The organism is Shewanella aestuarii, assembly GCF_014647215.1.
GTDB classification, from domain to species: domain Bacteria; phylum Pseudomonadota; class Gammaproteobacteria; order Enterobacterales; family Shewanellaceae; genus Shewanella; species Shewanella aestuarii.
Map to the genome: position 1 here is coordinate 763,651 of NZ_BMOT01000001.1, position 21,456 is coordinate 785,106.

The window sequence follows — 21,456 nt, forward strand, 5'->3', positions numbered from 1 at the left end:
TTGATAAAAAATACGAGTTATAAAATTAAGCTAAATGCTTAATCGCATTCAAATCCCGTATTTTAACAAGTTTAATTGATTAAGCATGTTCTTTGGCTAGGTATAACCAAGTATCAATTACCGTATCTGGATTCAGTGATACGGTATCAATACCTTGTTCAACTAACCATTGTGCAAAATCAGCATGGTCAGATGGGCCTTGGCCACAAATACCAACATACGCGCCCTTCGCTTTAGCAGCTTTAATAGCCATAGCTAATAGCGCTTTAACCGCTTCATTACGCTCGTCGAACAAGTGACTGATAATGCCTGAGTCACGATCTAAGCCCAAGGTTAGCTGAGTTAAATCGTTTGACCCAATTGAGAAACCGTCAAAGTACTCAAGGAACTGCTCTGCAAGAATGGCATTTGAAGGTAATTCACACATCATAATGACGCGTAAACCATCTTTACCACGCTCTAAACCTTGTTCTTTAAGCAACTCGATAACCTGTGATGCTTCGCCTAATGTACGTACGAATGGGATCATCACTTCCACGTTGGTTAAGCCCATTTGGTTACGAACTCGTTTAATCGCTTCACACTCTAACGCGAAACAATCGCGGAATGATTCAGAGATATAACGACTTGCACCACGGAAGCCCAACATTGGGTTTTCTTCTTCTGGCTCATAATGTTCACCGCCGACTAAGTTTGCGTACTCGTTAGACTTAAAGTCTGACATACGTACAATCACTTTTTTCGGGTAGAAAGCAGAAGCAATCGTTGCAATACCTTCAACTAAACGAGCAATATAAAATTCAACAGGTGATTCATATCCTGCAATCATCTCGTTAATTTCAGTTTGTAATGCAGCATCTTGTTGATTGAATTCAAGTAGCGCTTTAGGGTGAATACCAATCATACGGTTGATAATAAACTCTAAACGGGCAAGACCTACACCTTCATTTGGCAAACGAGCAAAATCAAATGCACGATCAGGGTTACCTACGTTCATCATGATTTTCATCGGTAAATCAGGTAATGAGTCAACACGGTTGGTGACAACCTCAAACTCTTGTTTACCCGAATAAATGATACCTGTATCGCCTTCGGCACATGATACGGTAACCACTTCGCCATTTTGAATTAAATCAGTTACATTGCCACAACCTACTACAGCAGGAACCCCAAGCTCACGGGCAATAATTGCCGCATGACAAGTACGTCCACCACGGTTAGTTACAATCGCGCTTGCACGTTTCATGATAGGTTCCCAATCAGGATCCGTCATGTCGGTCACGAGTACGTCGCCAGGTTGGATTTGATCCATGTCTTCAATTGACGCTAATACTTTGGCTACGCCGCTACCTATCTTGTGACCAATAGCACGACCTTCACATAACACTTCGCCTTTGGTTTTTAAGTGGTAACGTTCAATTAATTGAACATCTTCACGGCTGCGCACGGTTTCTGGACGCGCTTGCACAATATAAAGCTTACCGTCGTTGCCATCTTTTGCCCATTCGATGTCCATTGGACGACCATAGTGCTTTTCAATCACAACGGCTTGTTTAGCCAGTTCCATCACTTCAGCATCATCGATTGAGAATAAACGTCTTTGCTCAGCAGACACGTCTTCAATCTTAACTTGTTTACCGTGTGACGCATCGTCAGAGTAAACCATTTGAATTAACTTACTGCCGATGTTACGGCGCACAACGGCTTGGTGCCCTTGCGCTAAAATTGGCTTATGAACATAAAACTCGTCAGGGTTAACTGCACCCTGCACAACCATTTCACCTAAACCGAATGAAGACGTGATAAACACAACGTCGTTGTTACCTGATTCAGTGTCCATGGTGAACATGACGCCTGATGCAGCTTTATCTGAACGAACCATGCGCTGAACGCCGGCCGATAAAGCAACACCTTGGTGTTCATAACCTTGGTGAACACGATAAGAAATAGCACGGTCATTAAATAGCGAAGCAAATACATGCTTAATCGCTAGAATAACGGCGTCGTAGCCCTTAACGTTTAGGAAAGTTTCTTGCTGACCAGCAAATGAAGCGTCTGGCATATCTTCAGCAGTGGCAGATGAACGCACTGCAAATGAAGCATCTGAGGTTTCGCTGGCTAATTTTTCATAGGCATCACGAACTGCCGCTTCAAATTCTGGATGGAATGGGGTTTCAATAACCCACTGTCTGATCTGTGCACCGGCTTTCGCTAGCGCGGTTACATCGTCTACATCTAAGGTTTCTAGAAGGTCGTAAATTTTTTGATTTACGCCACTTTGCTCGAGGAATTCATTAAACGCATGAGAGGTAGTTGCAAAACCACCAGGTACTTGAACGCCTGCATTGGCAAGATTACTTATCATCTCTCCAAGGGATGCGTTTTTACCGCCAACCTTGTTTACATCACCCATGCCTAATTCTTGATACCAGAGTACGTATTGCTGCACAGTTTTATCTCCGCAAGTTTTTTATTTCAGTGGCCACTTCACATGAGGGCAAGGGCATTCTACACTCCCCAATAACACGCGTAAATCTATAATTTTATTTGTAATTTTATTACTACAAGAGGTCATAATGGCACCAAAAGTATTTTATATCTCAGATGGGACGGCGATCACAGCAGAGGTTTTTGGGCATGCTGTGCTTTCTCAATTTCCTATTCAATTTGAAGCACTTACCATTCCGTTTGTTGAAACGTTACAGCGTGCAGAAAAAGTAAAACAACAAATAAATGATTGTTTTATTACAACAGGTGAAAGACCACTGGTATTTCATTCCATCGTAAACCCAGATATTCGAAATGTGATTTATTCATCTGAAGGTATGGATTATGACTTTTTAAATACCTTTGTTGCGCCTTTAGAACAACATTTAGGCGTTGAAGCGAAACCGGTATTGCATCGAACCCATGGTAAAGCCAACCACAGTTATGAAGCACGAATAGATGCAATTAACTTCTCAATGGAGAACGATGATGGCCAAACCATGAAACATATGGACAAGGCGGATATCATTTTATTAGGGGTATCGCGTTGCGGAAAAACACCATCAAGTCTTTATTTATCAATGCAATTTGGTATTAAAGCGGCAAATTACCCCTTCACTGAAGATGATATGGATAACCTCAAATTGCCTGATGCGTTAAAGCGAAACAAATCGAAATTATTCGGTTTGACTATTGATCCAATGCGTTTACATGAAATTCGTCAAAGCCGTATGGAGAATAGCCGTTACTCTTCGCTGAGACAGTGCCGAATAGAAGTTAAAGAGGTTGAAATGCTTTATAAAAAAGAGCGGATCCCCTTCGTAAATACCACAAATCACTCGGTTGAAGAAATCGCCACCAAAATATTAGATGTTACAGGACTAGAACGTCACATGTTCTAAGGTCTGTTCTGATATTTAAACAATCCTATGTCCTGTTTTTGGCGTTTATTTTGTGCTTTATGAGTTATAAAAATAAACGCCGCCCTCAGCTTATTTATACCTAAATGATTTAATCAATTGGGTTCATCGATAATTTTCAAGTACAAGTTAGCCTTTGAAACTCGCAAAGACTGCATATTTGAGGTTATAATCGCGGGCATTATGATGCGACTAAGCACCTCACGATTTAGCGGTAAAATGAATGACCATTAAAACAGACGAACTACGTACATCCCTTTTATGTAAAGTAATTTCACCCGCACAACTTGCGTCTGAATATCCGCTTACTCAAGATGCTGCCGATTATCTCGTTCAGCAACGTAGAGAAGTAGAAGCCATTATATCTGGTGAAGATCAGCGTTTATTAGTCATTATTGGGCCTTGTTCAATACATGATACAAAAGCGGCATTAGATTACGCGCAGCGCTTATCCGTGTTACACCATGAACTAAAAGATGATTTATGCATTTTAATGCGCGTTTACTTTGAAAAGCCTCGTACAATCGTCGGCTGGAAAGGCTTGATATCCGATCCCGACTTAGACGGCAGCTTTAGCCCTAACAAAGGCTTACGCATGGCGCGTCAACTGTTACAGCAAATTACTGAATTGAAGTTACCGATTGCGACTGAGTTTTTAGACATGGTAAACGGTCAATATATCGCTGATTTGATCACCTGGGGCGCTATTGGTGCTCGTACCACCGAAAGCCAAATTCACCGTGAAATGGCTTCCGCGTTATCTTGTCCTGTTGGTTTTAAAAATGGCACCGATGGCAATATCAATATTGCTGTTGATGCTGTCCGTGCTGCACAGGTACCGCATATTTTTTATTCTCCAGATAAAGATGGTGCAATGGCAGTATACCGAACTCACGGTAATCCATACGGCCACATCATTTTACGTGGTGGTAAACAGCCTAATTATGAAGCCAGTGATATTGAAATTGTTCGCCAGCAGTTAGAAGCCGTTGGCGTTAGTCAGCGTATTGTGGTCGATTTTAGTCATGGCAACAGCCAGAAAAAGCATAAGAATCAGCTGAATGTGGCCGATAGCATTATGGCTCAACTTCGTGATGGTTCAACTGCGGTTGCCGGGATCATGGCAGAAAGCTTTATGATAGAGGGTAATCAACAAGTGGTTGAAGGTCAGCCTTTAACCTACGGTCAAAGTATTACCGATGCCTGTTTACATTGGGAAGATTCAGAAAAATTATTGCGAGAACTGGCTGAGGCGTCTCGTGATCGTAAAGCAAAACTTGCCAATAAATAAGTTGTAATGGTTTTAGCAGAAAAACCAGCATCTAATGCTGGTTTTTTATTTTTAATCGCTAAATAATCTATCAGACAATAAAAACACAAACTTAAACAAACATGCTTCAGCTTGCGATAAGATAATTGCTAGGCCAATCTCTAATAATTTTAGAGATTGAAATTAACTTAACCACCAATCATGCCGTGCTTTTGGGGTTCAATTTAGCAAAGTCTTTCTCTACTAATAAGAATGCCCTCACAAGGTTTGCATCAAATAAACGTCCTGATTGTTGGGTAATATACTCAACCGCCTTAATATGACCATTCATTTCTTTGTATTGCCGTGGGCTTGTCATGCCATCATAAACATCTACTAGGCGCATAATTCGCGCACTTAAAGGGATAAGAGCGCCAACCACATTTTGTGGATAACCAGAACCATCCCAATTTTCATGATGATACAAGGCAATATCCTTCGCCATAGACAACATTTTACAATCACTGTCACATCTAAGCATGTCTTTAATAATATTTGTCCCAACTACACAGTGGCGTTTAATAAGTTCAACGTCATCTAACGATAATTTTTTTTCACTAGACAATAATGCTTCTGGGACATCGCGCATTCCAACATCATGCAACATACTAGCAAGCATTAGATTATCAATATTAGTTATCACATCTTTTTCATGGGTTGCAGATTCAGAGACTTGTTCTGCTAATACCTTCACATACATTGCGACACGATGTATATGTTGCTGCACATCAGGGTTACTTCCTTCTAATGCAGTCGCTAATCCAACAATCAATGCATATCTTGAATTGAGGGTCCGAGTTAAGTTTTTAGCGGTTATCGATAATAAATAACCAAAAATCAACATAGCACCAATATTTGTCGCCATAAAAATTATGGCAATAACACACCAGATAAAAAATGAATATCCCTGAATATTTGGCCAGGACAGCCAATGGTAATAATAAAAAAGTCCAATGATGGCAAGAGTCAAAAAATTAATGATTTGGGCAATATACCCTGATTTAGTCCCCAGCAGCGCACAACTTAATAGAGGGTAAATGAATAACCAAAAATAGCCCGCACCAGCTGGGCCAAGCACAAATAAATAGGCCACACCAATAACATAAGTCATAGTGCTGCCGAGTATAAATCTGACTTTTAATGGTATAACGCTGGCAAAAGTGATTAACAAAAATAGGCTGTAAACAAGGGTGTCGAATACCACAAGATCCCAGTGGCCAATGTTAATACATAAGTAAACACTGCTGATATAAACCGGAAAACATAAGAGGGCTAAAACAGTGAACACCCGTTCAAAAATTGTTTTACGCCATTGAGTTAACTTAGATATAAAAACAAATTTAATTTGGTCTTGATCGTTAGATTTAATTATCACTGACATTTTCAATCCTTTGAAACCTGTACAGGACAAGCTTAGCTAGATATATTGAAATCGCAATTGAAAATTTTTTGATAAGCTAATAAACCTTCTGCCAATGGTTAATTTAAGGAGCATTAATGCAAAAATCCACTGCAACAATTCTAGGGCTAATGCTTGTAATCAGTTTTACCATTTTTGGATTACTCATTAAGCAAGCATTGTTAGAGGTAAAGACTTATGACCGCAATGTCACGGTTAAAGGGCTTGCTGAGGCTGAATTTCCTGCTGACATTGTTATTTGGCCAATTCAATTTACAGCAGCCGATAACGATCTTGAAAATTTATATAATCAAATCGATGAACAGGCACAACAAATTATTGCTTTTTTAGCATCACAAAATATTGCCGCTAATGAAGTCAGTTATGCTTCGCCAAAAATCAACGACAAATTAGCTCAACAATATGGTGGACAACAAGACTTTGAGTTTCGCTATACCGCGCTACAAACCATCACAGTTTATTCAAGTAGTATTGCATTGGTTCGTGATGCTATGCCTAAAATTACCGAACTTGGGAAAAAAGGCATAGTGTTTAGTCAAAATGATTACAACGCTCAGGTTGAATATATTTTCAGTCGGTTAAATGATGTAAAGCCACAGATGATAGAACAATCCACCACTAATGCTCGGATGGTTGCTGAGAAGTTTGCTGCGGACTCTAACAGCCGATTAGGTAAAATCAAGAATGCTTCTCAAGGTCAATTTTCTATTGGCGATAGAGATAAAAACAACCCACATATCAAACGTGTACGAGTCGTATCAACCATTGCTTATTATTTAGCAGATTAAGATTAATTAATATAAAAAAGGCTCTGCATATCAGAGCCTTTTAGTTAACCGTTTGAATATGTTAAGCCGTACGATACTGAGTTAAAATTTGGCTTAGCCCTTTAGAAGACACATTTAAATCTTTAGCAATCACCAATGCCTGATTCGCGTTGGCTAAAATGGTATTCGATTGACTTCTCACTTCATTCACTTGTGACACAATATCAGCTGATGCCACACTTTGTTCTTCAGCTGACGCGGCTATCTGACTGCTCATATCAAATACTGCATTGATTGAATCAGCCATATGAGTGATCTCTTCACCCACAGCCATAATACTGGTACTACCCTCATCGGCTTGTTTGACAATGTCATTGGTGATTTGCGTTAACTTAGTAGACCCTTTTTGTAAGCCTTCAATCATGGTTTGAATTTCAACGGTCGCGTTTTGTGTCCTACCCGCAAGCGTACGCACTTCATCCGCTACGACAGCAAAACCACGACCTTGCTCACCTGCGCGCGCGGCTTCAATTGCCGCATTTAACGCTAATAAGTTAGTTTGTTCGGAAATACCATTAATGGTAGTCACCACGGCATTAATTTGAGTCGCATCTTTTGATAACTGTTCAACGGATGCAAATGCTTCGGAGATCCTAGCCGTTAAATAGCTGATACGTTGCTCAGCATCTTTAATTTTCTTACGGCTTTCATTCACCTGATTAGCATTTTCTTTTGTATGACCGGAGGTCGTTGAAGCATGGTGAGACACATCCGAAATGGCTGCCGTCATTTGCTCCATTGAATGCGACACAGAATCCAAAAAATGATGTTGCTGTTTGATTAAGTCATCATTTGTACTGGCTTGTTGACTAAAAGTGGTTGCTGCCATGGCCAAGGTTTTGGCATTTTCGCCAATCGCGGTCACCATCTCGCTCATGTTATCAGCACAGCGGTCAATCTCTTTAGCAATCAAACTAAAATCATCAGTACCAAAAAAGTTGAGACGTTGAGTTAAGTTCCCGTCCGCTAAGCGTTTAATCGCCACATACATATCCCATAGTCCGCCTCCCAATGAGGTCGAGATCCAATAGCACAATTGGAACAATGGCAATAAACCTAACAAGGCATACCAAAATAGACTGCTATCCGATTGCGATTCCTCCCATTGTGTTACATTCTTGGTCAATGACAAATATTCATCACCCACTGGCGCAGTTACGGTAATCGCATCCCCCTGTCGAGAAGATGTTGAACGTGACACCAAAGATAATTGATTATCTCGAACAAACTGATCTAATTGATCGGATGATAATTGCTGGTTAGTTGCCGCATCGGCAAATGCCTGAACACTGGCGGTAACTTGAGCCATAGAGGCTGCTTGAATGATTTTTTGATTATGCTGTTGATTTAAAACAGCTATGGCGAGTGTAATTAGTGTAACTAATGAACAAACAACCCAAAACTTGCCGTTCAAACTGAGTTTGATCAGCATGGCATCGACTTTACGAAACTGAATTTGTTTCATAAGATTTCCCTAGTAATTATTATGCAAACAGATAAAGCTGAACCAAAGTATAGTGTAATATTATTTTTTACTTTAAGTAGCGCAGCAACTTATTTTAACACACCCTTATTACGCACATATAAACAGATAAAGCCTAGGTGCTGACCCATACCACCTAGGCTTTTATTATCGGCCAGATTGACATAAACGTGAGTCGGTTAGCTCACAGTTTTACACTAAAACTGACAGGGAAATCTGATTGGATCTCCCCTACACGGATAACACCTTATTTAACGGTAAATCACGATAACGATTTCCTGTAGCGGCAAAAATCGCATTGGTTAAACTTGGCGCAACAGGTGGAACTCCTGGCTCACCGACACCAGCTGGCTTGGCATTTGACTCAACTAATATCACTTCAATATCTGGGCATTGTGGCAATCTAAGCAAAGGATAATCATGGAAGTTTGACTGGGTAACCTTACCGTCTTTAAAGCTAATTTCACCCATCATGGCTAAACTTAACCCAAAAATTATCGCGCCTTCGGTTTGTGATTTCACCCTATCAGGGTTAACCACTAAACCAGCATCAATAGCGGCTATCGATTTCAGCACCTGTAATTTGTTATCAACCACTTCCACTAAAGTTGCCACAGCAACATAGCTTACAAAACTGCGATGAATAGCAAATCCCCAACCTTGATTTTTAGCCACTTGTGGCTGTTTGGCTAATGCGGCTTCCATGACATTAAGCAAGTGGTGATATCGAGCAACATCAACAGGATGGTCGGCTAATTCTTCACCATAATTGCCATAGCTAAAACCTTGGTTTGCAAATGTTTCTTTACGGGCTGTGCCGAGCATTTCACGCCACATTTGAATGCACGGTTTATTGGCTTTTACGGCTAACTCATCAACAAAACTGCCAATACCAAAAGCATGCTGAATATTACACACTGAGCGCATCCAACCGATGCGAGTACGGGCAACCGCTTTCACCGCTTCTAATCGAATTTGAGGTAATGCTAACGGTACATCTGTAAAGCCAAGATCCAACTCGCCTGCAGAGGGCATATCAACCCCTTCTGCAAAGGTTGAACTAATAGATGGGAACCCCGTTCGTGCGAGTAAAGCATCAACCTTGTTGTTGCCATCAAACTTAGCTTGGTAAAACTGTGCACTGATTGCGTGATAATAACCATGCTGAATTTCATCTTCACGAGTCCAGGATACTTTTACTGGTTTATTAAGGCGTTGTGACAAAATGGCCGCTTCAACGCTAAAGTCGGGTTTCGATTTACGCCCAAAACCGCCGCCTAATAGGGTGACATTCACTTTGACATTTTCTTCTTTAAGCCCTAAAGCCCCAGCAACATTTTGTTGAGTGCTTTGCGGCGTTTGAGTTGATGACCATAGCTCGCATCCTTCTGTAGTCACATGTGCAGTAGCAACAGGTGGCTCCATCATGGCATGGGTAAGATAAGGTACTGTGTAGACTGCATTTAAAGTGGATTCCTTAGGCCAATTTTTAACGCTATCACCTCGTTGGCGCATCACTTTACCCGGCTGTTTCACTTTATCCACTAATTCAGCCATATATTTGTCGGTGTCATGGCGATCATTCACTGAAGCCGTCCAGCTCACTTTTAGTGCTTTTCTCCCCTGCATTGCGCTCCAAGTATTGGTTGCAATAACGGCGACGCCACCCAGGGCTTGAAAAACGGGAGCGCCTTTGGGAACAGGCAATTGAATGACATCAATAACGCCAACAACTTTACGCGCGTCACTATCATCCAGGCTTGCCACATCACTGCCTAATACTGGAGGTCGGCTAATACTGGCGTACACCATGCCATCTAACTTGATGTCATACCCATAAATAGCTTTACCGTTTAGCATGTCTTGCATATCAACAATGGTTTTGGACTGACCAATATGGGTAAAATCACTATCAGACTTTAACCTGACCGACTCTATTGCTGGTACCGTTTGTTTACCCGCATCTAGGGCCAACTCGCCAAAGGTCAGATTTTTATTTGAGCTTTTGTGAAATACCTTACCTGATTTGGCATAGACCTCAGACACCGGCACTTGCCACTTATCTGCAGCAGTCTGTTCAAGCATGGTCCGAGCCACCGCACCCATTTGACGCATACGGGTGTAATGCTTTCGAATACTGCGACTACCATCGGTATTTTGGCTACCATAACGCTTGTCCGCTAGGCCTTGAATAACGACCACATTATTCCAATCGGCTTCTAATTCATCAGCCAAAATCTGTGGGATCCCAGTGCGGATCCCCTGACCCATTTCAGACCTATGGCAGGTTAAATACACCTTATTATCTTCACCTATCGCGATAAATAGATTCATCATGGCTTGCTTATCTTGCGCCAGTGCCATCGGACTCCACGCGAGCCCCGTTGCTCCTAAAGCTAACCCACCACCGGCTGCACCAAATAATTTTAAAACATCACGGCGACTAATATTTTCAACTGCTGTAAATGTTGTCATGTTAAGCCTCCGCATTTTCGGTAGCGGCAGCTTTAATCGCAGCCTTGATCCGTGGATAAGTGCCGCAGCGACAAATATTGCCAGCCATCGCCTCGTCAATTTGTCCATCTGTCGGTTTAGGTGTTTTTGCTAACAAGGCTGCTGCTGACATAATTTGCCCAGCTTGGCAGTAACCGCATTGCGGTACGTTATGCTCAGCCCATTTGGTTTTTAACTGCTCAGCTTCTACACCCTCAATGGTGGTAACCTGTTTACCGACAACTTGTTTTAAGCTGGTTAAACAGCCACGCATTGGTTCACCATCAACATGAATAGTACAAGCACCACAAAGACCGGAACCACAACCGAATTTCGTGCCACTTAATCCAATAATGTCACGTAATGCCCATAAAACGGGCATGTTGGGGTCAGCGTTAATGGTAAAGTTTTTACCATTAACTACTAATGTTTGGGCTGGAATTGTCATCTGTTACTCCTTGTTTGCCAACCACACGGTTAGATCGGCTTGGGTATCAATATCAATACTTGCTTGCGCTAAGTCGACACACACTAAGCTATTTGATTGAAGTCTTGTTTTTAATATTTTTTTAGCACCGACATCACCGGTTAACGCCAATAACGGCTTAAAGTCGTCCTTTAAAAATATAGCGGGCACACCAACATCTTGCTGATAAAATGCACCGGTTGTTTGCCCGCCATCGATAAATGCTTGCCATATTGCAAGATAATCATTTGATTTCAACGCCACTTGATCCGCTAACACTAACATTAGCGCATCTGCTTGCTGGTTTTGGGCAAAATGTACTGCACTATGTATTGAACTCGATAATCCCTGTTGCCATTGATGATTATGAATTACTTCAACTTGTTGAAATGAAGACATCAAAAGTGGATTTGACATAATTTGCTGATGATGTCCGCCTAACACTAGGGCTATGTGAGCTAAATTGACTGGTAAAGCATCATCTGTTTTACACTGCTGAACGATCATATTCTGCATTTGCTTTAACGCATCTAATGTTTGTCCAAGCATCAGTCGATTTTTATCGAGCATTGCCAACTGCTTTATTCCGTCAAAACGACGACTTTCACCGGCAGCTAAAATAACTACCACCGCCTTTTGGGGTTTATCTTCGATGGATGATATTGGGGAGAACTGTTGCATTATTTCAGCATCACTTTATCTAAGCTAATGTTCTGACTAGCATGCAAAATACCATGACATTGAGCCAAAATACTTAATCCCACGGAACTGGGTAATTCGCCGCCCAAGGCTAAACCTGCAGGAGCTGAGAAATAGCCTGTAAAATCTGTCAAGCACAATTGCGCAGCATGTAATACTCTATCTCGCCGATGAACTGGCCCAAGTAATGCAATATAACCAAGGTTAAATTTCACCAATTGATTAAGGGCTTTAGCATCTAGACTGACATTATGATTCATGACAAATGCGGCATCTAAGCTTTGATAAATGTCTCCATTAACGGCATCACAGGGCATTTTCATAATATTGGCACGTGGGAAATCATATTGGCGCGCATAAGCGGTGCGCTCATCAAAAATGGTTACTTTCCATCCTAAGGTTTGCGCAATTTGTGCTATAGGCTCTGCATCAAGGCCACCACCAAAAATACCTAAATGAATTGGAGGCGACATGGGAATGATTAAATGCCCTTCACATTGCGCAGAATCACTTTGCACTGCTGCTATTGTCTTTGTAAGAGACACTTTAACATCCTTTGATGGAGCCTGATTGAGGTTAAGACTTATAGCTTCGCGCTTTGATAACTCGATAGACGAAGGATTATAAACATCTGAGTGAGTATCTAAATCAGGGGGATCAATTTCACAGATGGCTAATGATATGGGGGCATTGTGTTTTGCTGCGACAAAAGTGGTTTTGCTGATTTGTTCCGCTTTATCCTTAACCAGCCATCGAGCTTTCACCTTTGCTGCTGAGGTGCCGTTATTGACAATATCAATTTCAAACTCACCCGACTTGCCACTATTGAGATCGTGATAAAGTTTCTGTAATCCAAGATAGTGATTGGCTGAAGTCAGCGGCAACATCATGATGTTGACTATGCCACCACAACCTAACTGGTAACTGGTATCTGACTCATCGGTAGCATCATACGTGAGTTGAATGACTTGCTGAGTTTGAATGGCTCGCTGGGCATGGCGACGTAAATCGGCTTCTAAACAACCACCGCTTAACATGCCCAAGGTTTTACCCAAAGGGTGGAAAAACATTATTGCACCAGGTTTTCGATAAGAAGACCCTTGTACATGAGTAAGTATCGCAACAACCCAATCATCTTGATAATCAGCTTGCCAGACATCTAATAAATCGACCAAATGTTGACGCATGAATAACCCAAGGCATTCTATTGTGTTTAAGTTAACCTAACAGAGTGCAACAAGGATGAGAAGTCTACAACATGGTTAATATTCAATAAGCCTAATCCTAAGGTTCTGATAAGCCGCGACTAACCTAATAGTTGATCAGCGACAAACGGGTTATGCTCACGCTCTTCAGCAAATGTCGACATTGGGCCATGTCCAGGAATAAAACTGACATGGTTGCCAAGAGGCCAAAGTTTCTGTGTAATTGAATTCACTAAATCTTGATGATTTGATTGTGGAAAATCGGTTCTGCCAATCGAACTTCTAAAAAGCACATCACCAACCCAAGCAATACCTGACACCTTAGAATAAAACACGATATGTCCTGGTGTATGTCCTGGGCAATGGATCACAGATAAAGATTGCTCCCCCACGTTAACCTCTTCACCGTCAGTTAAGTATTGATTGGGAGCAAATACTTCAACTGCAGGAAACCCAAAATTTTGGCTTTGCTTAGGTAAGCTGTCCAACCAAAATTTATCCGCAATATGAGGGCCAATTATGGGCACATTTAAATGCAATGCGAGTTTGTTTGCGCCACCAACATGATCAATATGGCCATGGGTTAATAATACTTTTTCAACTGTTAACCCGAGTTTATTCACCTCAGTTAACACACGCTCAATGTCGCCACCAGGATCGACAACAGCAGCCTTAAGAGTAGTTTCACACCAAATCACACTACAATTTTGCTGAAACGGGGTTACAGGTATGATTTGATACTTCATAAAGCACACTCCTAAATGCAAAAATACACATTTTATTATTCGCTAATTTTACCTTTGCTAACTTGATCTTGATACCAATTTACTTAAATTTAATCCCCCAGATTGATTGAGTTCTCCTAAACTGCCACTTACAATTAATCTAAAACCAATAACGAACAGCTCACATGAATATATCACAGACCTTAAGTGACATTATTGTTCACAAACACACCTTTTCTGTCCCGCTAGATTATCAACAAAGTCCCAGTGAGCAAATTTCCATATTTGCCCGTGAAATAGTCAGTGTAGAAAATCAGCATAAAGCATTACCTTATTTAGTATTTTTTCAAGGCGGTCCAGGCTTTGGTGCCGCCAGACCTATCAATAACAGCGGTTGGATAAAGCGAGCCCTACAAGAGTATCGGGTATTATTACTTGATCAACGTGGCACAGGTCTTTCAACGCCAATAAATGCTGTAGCACTAAGTTATATGAATGCTAGTCAGCAAGCTGAATATTTGAGCCATTTTCGGGCTGACAATATCATTCGTGATGCTGAACTTATCCGAACTAAATTATCAGCAAACGAGCCCTGGACAATTTTAGGCCAAAGCTTTGGTGGATTTTGTGTATTACATTATTTATCAGCCGCGCCGGAAGGTGTTAAAGAAGCCTATATTACTGGCGGCATTCCCTCTTTAACTCGCAGCGCAGATGAGGTGTATCAGGCAACATACCAAAGGGTATTGGCCAAAAACACTGACTTCTTTAAACGTTTTGCCGATGCAAGAACACTGGTTGACAACATAGCGCAGCATTTGTATGAGCATAAAGTGTATTTAGCCACTGGAGAGCAACTCACTGTTGAAATGTTCCAATTACTCGGCATCAATTTAGGCATGGAACAAGGTCCAGAAGCAGTTTACTATTTATTAGAGCAAGCCCTTATCGACACTCGTCATGGCATTGAAGTCAATCCATTATTCTTACATCAATTTAGCCAATTTTTAGATTACAACACTAACCCTATTTTTGCTCTACTGCATGAATCAATTTACTGCCAACAAAGTGCCTCTAAGTGGGCGGCCCATCGAGTGCGAGACAGCTACCCTGAATTTCACTATCAACCGAATAAACCCTTGTTATTTACCGGTGAGATGATTTATCCATGGATGTTTAATCAATTTGCAGGATTGCAACCATTAAACGCCGCTGCAGATCTTTTAGCTGCAAAAAAAGATTGGCCCGCACTGTATAATTTAGAACAATTGGCCAATAACAAAGTGCCACTTGCGGCAGCAATATACAGCGAAGATATGTTTGTTGAAATGCAATATAGCTTAGAAACGGCAAAACAAGTTGGTAACTTAAAGTACTGGTTAACTTCAGAATATGAACACAATGGTATTCGTATGGATGGCGAACATATTTTAGATAAATTAATCAAATTGAATCGAGGTCAATGCTTGCGTTGATGCTTAGCTAACACAAGAACCTAGATTCAAAATAAGAAACAGATGAAAAAGCAACAAAGTGAAGCGTTTAATTTCTAATTAATGGTCAGTTAAGTATCAGCTTGTAGCATGTACATGTTCTACACACTCTTTATACATTTTATGTGTTTACTTAATGATATTTGACCCATCATTTTAGCTTTAAACCTTTCCCGTATGCAGGTAAACCACTTTGGTTTACCTTTTTTTTTTGCTTTTGTAGTTATCACAAAACAACCTCCGAACCTGATTACAAGCGTAAGTTTTAAGCCAAACCGTTCTGTCGTTTTGGCAAAGGTTAAATGTGCGTTAGTAGAAAACTATCAATTTACTCACCACATCACCCAGTCATCTGACTTCAGTGTTTAGCAACCCTTGATTAACCAAATTGGAATGCAAAATTCTAGCTTTGCAATTTAGACAATCATATCTCTGCATACTTGGCTAGAAATGGGTACAAAGAATAAATCTAATTGTTGGGATGATGGTATCTGGATTTGAATTTTTAACACTGTGGATGATGATATTTTCAAACAACAATAGAAGTTGCTGTTAACAATAACATTAAGTACATGCTTGTTTTAATTCAAGACAGAATTAATATAAAAGATTAAAACCTATTGATAAAGCGAGGATTTAAAGCAAGGCGTTAAAACAAGAAATGGTACACCCGAGTGGACTCGAACCACCGACCCCTACCATGTCAAGGTAGTGCTCTAACCAGCTGAGCTACGGGTGTATTTTGGGATGCTTAAGGAAATAAAATTGGTACACCCGAGTGGACTCGAACCACCGACCCCTACCATGTCAAGGTAGTGCTCTAACCAACTGAGCTACGGGTGTACAGATAATGCTTTCCTAACAAAGCGGTCGCTATAGTAAGTGTGATAACCACGGCTTGCAAGTAAAAGTTAACTTGAAATGCTTAAATGGCGATTTGCTGTGCAACTTGTCAAATTAAAACTAAAAAGTCCAAGTCGTTGAAGCATAACGGCTTGGACTTTTTAAGATGATGCTTCTTGTTATACTTAAAAAAGGTTAAGTCTTACTTTTAAGTCGAAGAGTTTTTTAATACTGTTCAAGTAATTTTGCTAAATCATTTTTGAATATTTCACCTAACTTGGGATCATGTAATCCATATTCAACAAATGCTTTCATATAACCTAATTTATCACCACAATCGTGTGACTTACCTGTCATATTGAATGCTTCAACAGAATCAGAAGCTATCAACATATCAATGGCATCAGTTAACTGAATCTCATCACCTGCCCCTGGGGGAGTTTTAGCAAGTAAAGCCCATATTTTTTCTGATAATACGTAACGACCAATAACAGCCAGATTTGATGGAGCCTCTGATTGACTCGGTTTCTCAACCATGCGAGTTATCTTAGCTGATTGACCAGGAAGAATTTTCTCTCCATTACAATCTGCGATACCGTATTTATGGACATCCTTTTCAGGAACTGGCGCGACCATGATCTGACTTGCTTTAGTTTGTTTAAATCTTGCGATCATAGATGCTAAATTTTCAGTACGTTGATCCGCTGAATAGCTGTCTAAAATAACATCAGGTAACACCACTGCAAATGGTTCATCACCAATACAAGGTTTTGCGCACAATACAGCATGACCTAAGCCTTTTGCTTCACCTTGGCGCACATGCATGATAGTAACGTTTTTGGGGCAAATAGACTGTACTTCATGTAATAGCTGACGCTTAACACGTTTTTCAAGAGTCGATTCCAGTTCATAGGATTTATCGAAATGGTTTTCAATTGCGTTTTTACTGGCATGGGTAACCAACACGATTTCGGTTACGCCTGCACTAACACATTCATCAACAATATATTGAATTAATGGCTTATCAACTAAAGGTAACATCTCTTTAGGAATAGCCTTAGTTGCTGGCAACATCCGAGTGCCTAGTCCTGCTACGGGGATAACAACTTTCATTTACTCTCCTTAAGAGTTCTATAATATTTCTGGAAATACTAAAACAGAAACTAAGTTGATTTATTGTTGATGTCCAAGGTGAAAAATTTTGTATCACCTTGATATAAATATATTTCGAATATAGCACAATTTCAGATTTACGGCTTTTTGATGTTTGCTTTATCTTGAATATACTTATTCAACATAATGATTCACCATTATGGATTGAAACTTCAGGTTTCAGGTACTTTTTATATCTTATTGCATAATACTTGGTAAAAAAATTACAAAATTGCTTTATTCGCTATTGCAAACAAACTCATTAGCGGTTAAGTTTTAAAGCACAACAAGTTCACCAGCATTTAGCACAGAACTTAATATGAATTTTAAAAAACAGCTTTGAAGCTGTTTTAACCAAGAGAAACACAACATGAACATCCAACTAACTGCAATTCATCATCACCACCATATGCGGTAGCCTTCGGATGCTTACTGCCGAGGGTTTATTTCCCTTCCGGCGGTGAAACTATCACAAACCCCTGGAAGAAATTTCAGGGGTTTTTTGTTTTTCTTATTTTAACTTTTTATTTTAACTAATTGTTTTTATATTTTAATTTTACTTATAGGTGTTTACTAATGACTGAATCAAACCGTTTAAGAATTGCCATTCAAAAGTCTGGTCGTTTATCAAAAGAGTCGCAGCAACTGTTAAAAAGCTGTGGTGTTAAATTCACTGTTAACGAGCAACGCCTTATTGCCCACGCCGATAATATGCCAATCGATTTATTAAGAGTGCGTGATGATGATATCCCAGGTTTAGTGATGGATGGCGTTGTTGACTTAGGGATCATTGGTGAGAATGTTCTAGAAGAAGAACAGCTAGAGCGCCAGCTAGTGAATAAACCTGCTGATTGTATCAAATTACGTGAGCTTGATTTTGGTGCATGCCGGTTATCGTTAGCCGTCCCGAATGAGTTTAGCTACAACGATGCGCAATCGTTAGAAGGACTTCGCATTGCCACTTCTTACCCGAACATTTTGCGCCGATTCATGCAAGAAAAAGGCATAAACTACCGTGATTGTATGCTTAAAGGTTCGGTTGAGGTTGCCCCTCGCGCAGGCCTTGCTGACGGCATCTGTGATTTAGTGTCAACAGGTGCAACACTTGAAGCCAATGGCTTATATGAAACAGAAGTCATTTACCGCTCGATGGCTTGTATTATTCAATCAAACCAGCCACAAACTCCATCAAAACAAGCCCTAATTGATAAAATTTTGTCTCGTGTAAATGGCGTGATCCGTGCACGTGAAAGTAAATATATTTTATTACACGCGCCAACTGAAACACTTGATCAAATCGTTGCATTACTACCAGGCGCAGAAAATCCAACCGTGTTACCGCTTAATGATGATACTAACCGAGTGGCAATTCACGCGGTCAGCACAGAGGATTTATTTTGGGACACCATGGAGCAATTGACCGCTTTAGGTGCGACGTCAATATTGGTGATGCCAATTGAAAAAATGATGGGGTAATGTCGATGCCAATGACACAAACATCACAACCAGCCGCACCGATGCAAATACTTGACTGGGAAGGTTTAACGACTTCTCAGCAGGTTGCTGCATTGCAACGCTCACCTTTGATTGGCGACAACAGCGTTGAACAAAAAGTAAGAAGTATTATAGAACAAGTCGTATTAGACGGTGATGCCGCCATTACTAAGTTTAATCAACAGTTTGATGGCATATTAGTTGATGATTTAGCTTTGTCGGCGCAAGAAATTGACTTAGCTTGCGCTAGAGTCTCAAGCAAGGTGAAACAAGCTATTGCACAAGCAACGGCCAATATTGAGACCTTTCATAACGCGCAAGCTTTTAAGCCTGTCGATATTGAAACCCAGCCGGGCGTGAGATGCGAGTTACGTTCTGAAGCAATCGAAAAAGTCGGCTTATATATTCCTGGCGGCACTGCACCTTTAATATCCACCGTGATGATGCTGGCTTTACCGGCCAGAATTGCGGGCTGTGAAAAGCGTGTATTAGTCAGCCCACCACCAATCAACGATGCCATTATTTACGCCGCAAAAGTGTGTGGTATCACTGACATTTATCAGGTTGGCGGCGCACAAGCCATTGCGGCTTTGGCATTTGGCACCGAGTCGATTCCGAAAGTGGATAAAATATTTGGCCCTGGTAATCGTTACGTTACCGAAGCCAAGCGTTTGGTATCTCAAGATAGCCGCGTCAGTGTCACTATCGATATGCCTGCAGGGCCTTCTGAAGTATTGGTGATTGCCGATGCTAAAGCTAACCCCGCATTTATCGCAGCGGATTTACTGTCACAAGCCGAGCATGGTGTTGATTCACAAGTCATGTTAGTCACTGATTGCGCAAAGCAGGCGCAAGCGGTAAATCAGCAACTGTCTATTCAACTTGCTCAGTTACCAAGACAGGACATTGCTGCAGAGGCATTAAAGTGTAGCCGCACTCTGGTGGTAACAGATTTAGCTCAAGCTGTGCGGGTGTCAAACCAATATGGGCCTGAGCATTTAATTGTGCAAACTGACTCCCCCCGAGAGCTACTCAATACCATTCGTGCCGCTGGCTCGGTCTTTTTAGGCGCATATACGCCTGAATCTGTGGGTGACTATGCTAGCGGAACCAATCATGTATTACCTACCTACGGGTATAGCCGTGCGGTTTCCAGTTTGTCTTTAGCTGATTTTAGCCGCCGCTTTACGGTACAAGAACTTAGCGCCCAAGGGTTACAAAATCTTGGTCAGGCGGTAATGACCTTGGCAGAAAACGAACTATTGGATGCACATAAAAATGCGGTGGCTATTCGTTTAGCTAGCCTGGCATAGTAACGGTAATCACTATGAATACATTTGACGTAAAACAACTCGCAAGACCTGAGTTACTGCAATTAACCCCTTATCAAAGTGCAAGGCGTATTGGTGGCCGCGGTGACATTTGGATTAATGCTAATGAATCGCCGTTTAACAATAGTGATTTAGACAAGCTTAATCGTTACCCTGAATGTCAGCCTCCGGCATTAATCAATGCTTATGCCGCTTATGCTGGCGTGACAAGCAGTCAATTGATTGCTAGTCGTGGCGCAGACGAAGCTATCGAATTACTTATTCGCACGTTTTGTATCCCAGGTAAAGACAGCATCGCTATTTTTGGCCCGACCTACGGCATGTATGCTATCAGCGCTGCAACCTTTAACGTGGGAGTGACAGCGTTAAGTTTAACAGGCGATTATCAATTACCTGAAAGTTGGCCAACGCAAATAGGTAATGCCAAGTTGGTGTTTATTTGTAATCCTAATAACCCAACTGGAACCATAATCAGCAAAGCCGATATTGAACAAGCTATTATCAGTGCGCCGCAAGCAATCGTTGTCATTGATGAAGCTTATATTGAGTTTTGCCCAGAGTATTCTGTGGCAGACTTACTTGAAAAGTACCCTAACCTTGTGGTGTTACGCACCTTATCTAAGGCGTTTGCACTAGCGGGAGCTAGATGCGGCTTTATGCTAGCTAATGAAGCCATTATTGATTTAGTGATGCTGGTGATTGCGCCTTACCCTGTGCCCTTACCTGTTTCAGAATTAGCGACACAAGCACTGAGTTCAAATGGCATAACGTTAATGCAGCAACAAGTGGCCAGCCTTAATCAACAAGGTGAACGACTAACGCAAGTATTAACTCAAATTGGGGCAAATGTACTCAATGCGAACGGCAATTTCGTGTTAGCTCAGTTTAAAGATGTCAGTAAAATCGCCACATTATTAACTGACAATGGCATTGTTGCCAGAGCGTATAAAGACCCAAGATTAGCCAATGCGATACGGTTTAGCTTTGCTTCTATCACCCAAACAGACAAATTAGTTGAAGTGCTATTAAGCAGCAACTAAGTCACCTCTGCTCGGGATGTTAAATACTTATTAAACAGCGCTTTGTACCGTTAACTGGAAACAATTACA

General features: G+C 41.0%; 16 protein-coding genes and 2 tRNA genes. 7 read left to right on the forward strand and 11 right to left on the reverse strand.

The genetic code is table 11. From position 1 onward, the window contains the following. Positions 1–79: 79 nt before the first annotated feature. Positions 80–2,449 carry a phosphoenolpyruvate synthase gene (ppsA, locus tag IEY03_RS03310; protein ID WP_188839897.1) on the reverse strand — a complete coding sequence of 790 codons (2,370 nt, stop codon included), beginning with the start codon at positions 2,447–2,449 and terminating at the stop codon, positions 80–82. Positions 2,450–2,576: 127 nt separating this feature from the next. On the opposite strand from ppsA, the gene ppsR reads away from it, so the two are divergent. Both ppsR and IEY03_RS03320 read left to right on the forward strand, forming a co-directional pair. After that, a complete protein-coding gene (gene ppsR / locus IEY03_RS03315; RefSeq protein WP_188839898.1) occupies positions 2,577–3,389 on the forward strand; it encodes a posphoenolpyruvate synthetase regulatory kinase/phosphorylase PpsR in 813 nt (270 codons plus the stop codon). 241 nt (positions 3,390–3,630) lie between these two features. Then, entirely contained in the window at positions 3,631–4,698 is a 1,068-nt protein-coding gene (locus IEY03_RS03320) for a 3-deoxy-7-phosphoheptulonate synthase (protein WP_188839899.1), read from the forward strand. A gap of 178 nt (positions 4,699–4,876) precedes the next feature. Here the strand turns inward: IEY03_RS03320 and IEY03_RS03325 are convergent, their stop codons facing one another. Beyond that, positions 4,877–6,097, reverse strand: coding sequence for an HD-GYP domain-containing protein (locus tag IEY03_RS03325; RefSeq protein ID WP_188839900.1), 1,221 nt, complete (start codon positions 6,095–6,097; stop codon positions 4,877–4,879). Positions 6,098–6,213: 116 nt separating this feature from the next. Here IEY03_RS03325 and IEY03_RS03330 point away from each other — a divergent pair, with 116 nt between their 5' ends. Then, positions 6,214–6,924: an SIMPL domain-containing protein gene (locus tag IEY03_RS03330; protein WP_188839901.1), complete on the forward strand. Its 711-nt coding sequence runs from the start codon at positions 6,214–6,216 to the stop codon at positions 6,922–6,924. A gap of 61 nt (positions 6,925–6,985) precedes the next feature. Here the strand turns inward: IEY03_RS03330 and IEY03_RS03335 are convergent, their stop codons facing one another. From IEY03_RS03335 to IEY03_RS03365, 6 genes are all read right to left on the reverse strand, one after another. Continuing rightward, positions 6,986–8,428, reverse strand: a complete 1,443-nt coding sequence (locus tag IEY03_RS03335) for a methyl-accepting chemotaxis protein (protein WP_188839902.1) — start codon at positions 8,426–8,428, stop codon at positions 6,986–6,988. Between the two features lie 249 nt (positions 8,429–8,677). After that, positions 8,678–10,921, reverse strand: a complete 2,244-nt coding sequence (locus IEY03_RS03340) for a xanthine dehydrogenase family protein molybdopterin-binding subunit (protein WP_188839903.1) — start codon at positions 10,919–10,921, stop codon at positions 8,678–8,680. Between the two features lies 1 nt (position 10,922). After that, on the reverse strand, positions 10,923–11,387 hold the full coding sequence (locus tag IEY03_RS03345; RefSeq protein ID WP_188839904.1) for a (2Fe-2S)-binding protein: 465 nt from the start codon (positions 11,385–11,387) through the stop codon (positions 10,923–10,925). A gap of 3 nt (positions 11,388–11,390) precedes the next feature. Then, positions 11,391–12,086 carry a nucleotidyltransferase family protein gene (locus IEY03_RS03350; RefSeq protein ID WP_188839905.1) on the reverse strand — a complete coding sequence of 232 codons (696 nt, stop codon included), beginning with the start codon at positions 12,084–12,086 and terminating at the stop codon, positions 11,391–11,393. Continuing rightward, a complete protein-coding gene (locus IEY03_RS17060) occupies positions 12,086–13,291 on the reverse strand; it encodes an XdhC family protein (RefSeq protein WP_229778179.1) in 1,206 nt (401 codons plus the stop codon). Before IEY03_RS17060 ends, IEY03_RS03350 begins: the two co-directional genes overlap by 1 nt. A gap of 119 nt (positions 13,292–13,410) precedes the next feature. After that, positions 13,411–14,055, reverse strand: a complete 645-nt coding sequence (locus IEY03_RS03365) for an MBL fold metallo-hydrolase (RefSeq protein WP_188839906.1) — start codon at positions 14,053–14,055, stop codon at positions 13,411–13,413. A 164-nt stretch (positions 14,056–14,219) separates the two neighbouring features. Here IEY03_RS03365 and IEY03_RS03370 point away from each other — a divergent pair, with 164 nt between their 5' ends. After that, positions 14,220–15,509 (forward strand): alpha/beta fold hydrolase, encoded by a 1,290-nt coding sequence (locus IEY03_RS03370; protein WP_188839907.1) that lies wholly within the window; start codon positions 14,220–14,222, stop codon positions 15,507–15,509. A gap of 680 nt (positions 15,510–16,189) precedes the next feature. Here the strand turns inward: IEY03_RS03370 and IEY03_RS03375 are convergent. The 3 genes from IEY03_RS03375 to galU all read right to left on the reverse strand — a co-directional run bounded on the left by IEY03_RS03375 (position 16,190) and on the right by galU (position 17,483). Next, positions 16,190–16,266 (reverse strand) — tRNA-Val (locus IEY03_RS03375). Between the two features lie 27 nt (positions 16,267–16,293). Beyond that, positions 16,294–16,370 (reverse strand) — tRNA-Val (locus IEY03_RS03380). A 225-nt stretch (positions 16,371–16,595) separates the two neighbouring features. After that, a complete protein-coding gene (galU, locus tag IEY03_RS03385; RefSeq protein WP_188839908.1) occupies positions 16,596–17,483 on the reverse strand; it encodes a UTP--glucose-1-phosphate uridylyltransferase GalU in 888 nt (295 codons plus the stop codon). 615 nt (positions 17,484–18,098) lie between these two features. Here galU and hisG point away from each other — a divergent pair. From hisG to hisC, 3 genes are read left to right on the forward strand one after another with little or no spacing between them, the layout of a single operon-like run. Then, complete coding sequence (gene hisG, locus IEY03_RS03390) at positions 18,099–18,998, forward strand: ATP phosphoribosyltransferase (protein WP_188839909.1); 900 nt, start codon at positions 18,099–18,101, stop codon at positions 18,996–18,998. A gap of 41 nt (positions 18,999–19,039) precedes the next feature. Continuing rightward, the gene (gene hisD / locus IEY03_RS03395; RefSeq protein ID WP_188840034.1) at positions 19,040–20,329 is read left to right on the forward strand and encodes a histidinol dehydrogenase; all 1,290 of its coding nucleotides are present in this window, start codon (positions 19,040–19,042) and stop codon (positions 20,327–20,329) included. A gap of 14 nt (positions 20,330–20,343) precedes the next feature. After that, positions 20,344–21,387 (forward strand): histidinol-phosphate transaminase, encoded by a 1,044-nt coding sequence (gene hisC / locus IEY03_RS03400; protein ID WP_188839910.1) that lies wholly within the window; start codon positions 20,344–20,346, stop codon positions 21,385–21,387. Positions 21,388–21,456: the final 69 nt, after the last annotated feature.

Bases quoted from the DNA above. Each gene is read 5' to 3' on its own strand.
- ppsR (WP_188839898.1), top strand. From the start codon at position 2,577: ATGGCACCAAAAGTATTTTATATCTCAGATGGGACGGCGATCACAGCA.
- IEY03_RS03320 (WP_188839899.1), top strand. From the start codon at position 3,631: ATGACCATTAAAACAGACGAACTACGTACATCCCTTTTATGTAAAGTA.
- IEY03_RS03325 (WP_188839900.1), bottom strand. From the start codon at position 6,097: ATGTCAGTGATAATTAAATCTAACGATCAAGACCAAATTAAATTTGTT.
- IEY03_RS03330 (WP_188839901.1), top strand. From the start codon at position 6,214: ATGCAAAAATCCACTGCAACAATTCTAGGGCTAATGCTTGTAATCAGT.
- IEY03_RS03335 (WP_188839902.1), bottom strand. From the start codon at position 8,428: ATGAAACAAATTCAGTTTCGTAAAGTCGATGCCATGCTGATCAAACTC.
- IEY03_RS03340 (WP_188839903.1), bottom strand. From the start codon at position 10,921: ATGACAACATTTACAGCAGTTGAAAATATTAGTCGCCGTGATGTTTTA.
- IEY03_RS03345 (WP_188839904.1), bottom strand. From the start codon at position 11,387: ATGACAATTCCAGCCCAAACATTAGTAGTTAATGGTAAAAACTTTACC.
- IEY03_RS03350 (WP_188839905.1), bottom strand. From the start codon at position 12,086: ATGCAACAGTTCTCCCCAATATCATCCATCGAAGATAAACCCCAAAAG.
- IEY03_RS17060 (WP_229778179.1), bottom strand. From the start codon at position 13,291: ATGCGTCAACATTTGGTCGATTTATTAGATGTCTGGCAAGCTGATTAT.
- IEY03_RS03365 (WP_188839906.1), bottom strand. From the start codon at position 14,055: ATGAAGTATCAAATCATACCTGTAACCCCGTTTCAGCAAAATTGTAGT.
- IEY03_RS03370 (WP_188839907.1), top strand. From the start codon at position 14,220: ATGAATATATCACAGACCTTAAGTGACATTATTGTTCACAAACACACC.
- galU (WP_188839908.1), bottom strand. From the start codon at position 17,483: ATGAAAGTTGTTATCCCCGTAGCAGGACTAGGCACTCGGATGTTGCCA.
- hisG (WP_188839909.1), top strand. From the start codon at position 18,099: ATGACTGAATCAAACCGTTTAAGAATTGCCATTCAAAAGTCTGGTCGT.
- hisD (WP_188840034.1), top strand. From the start codon at position 19,040: ATGCAAATACTTGACTGGGAAGGTTTAACGACTTCTCAGCAGGTTGCT.
- hisC (WP_188839910.1), top strand. From the start codon at position 20,344: ATGAATACATTTGACGTAAAACAACTCGCAAGACCTGAGTTACTGCAA.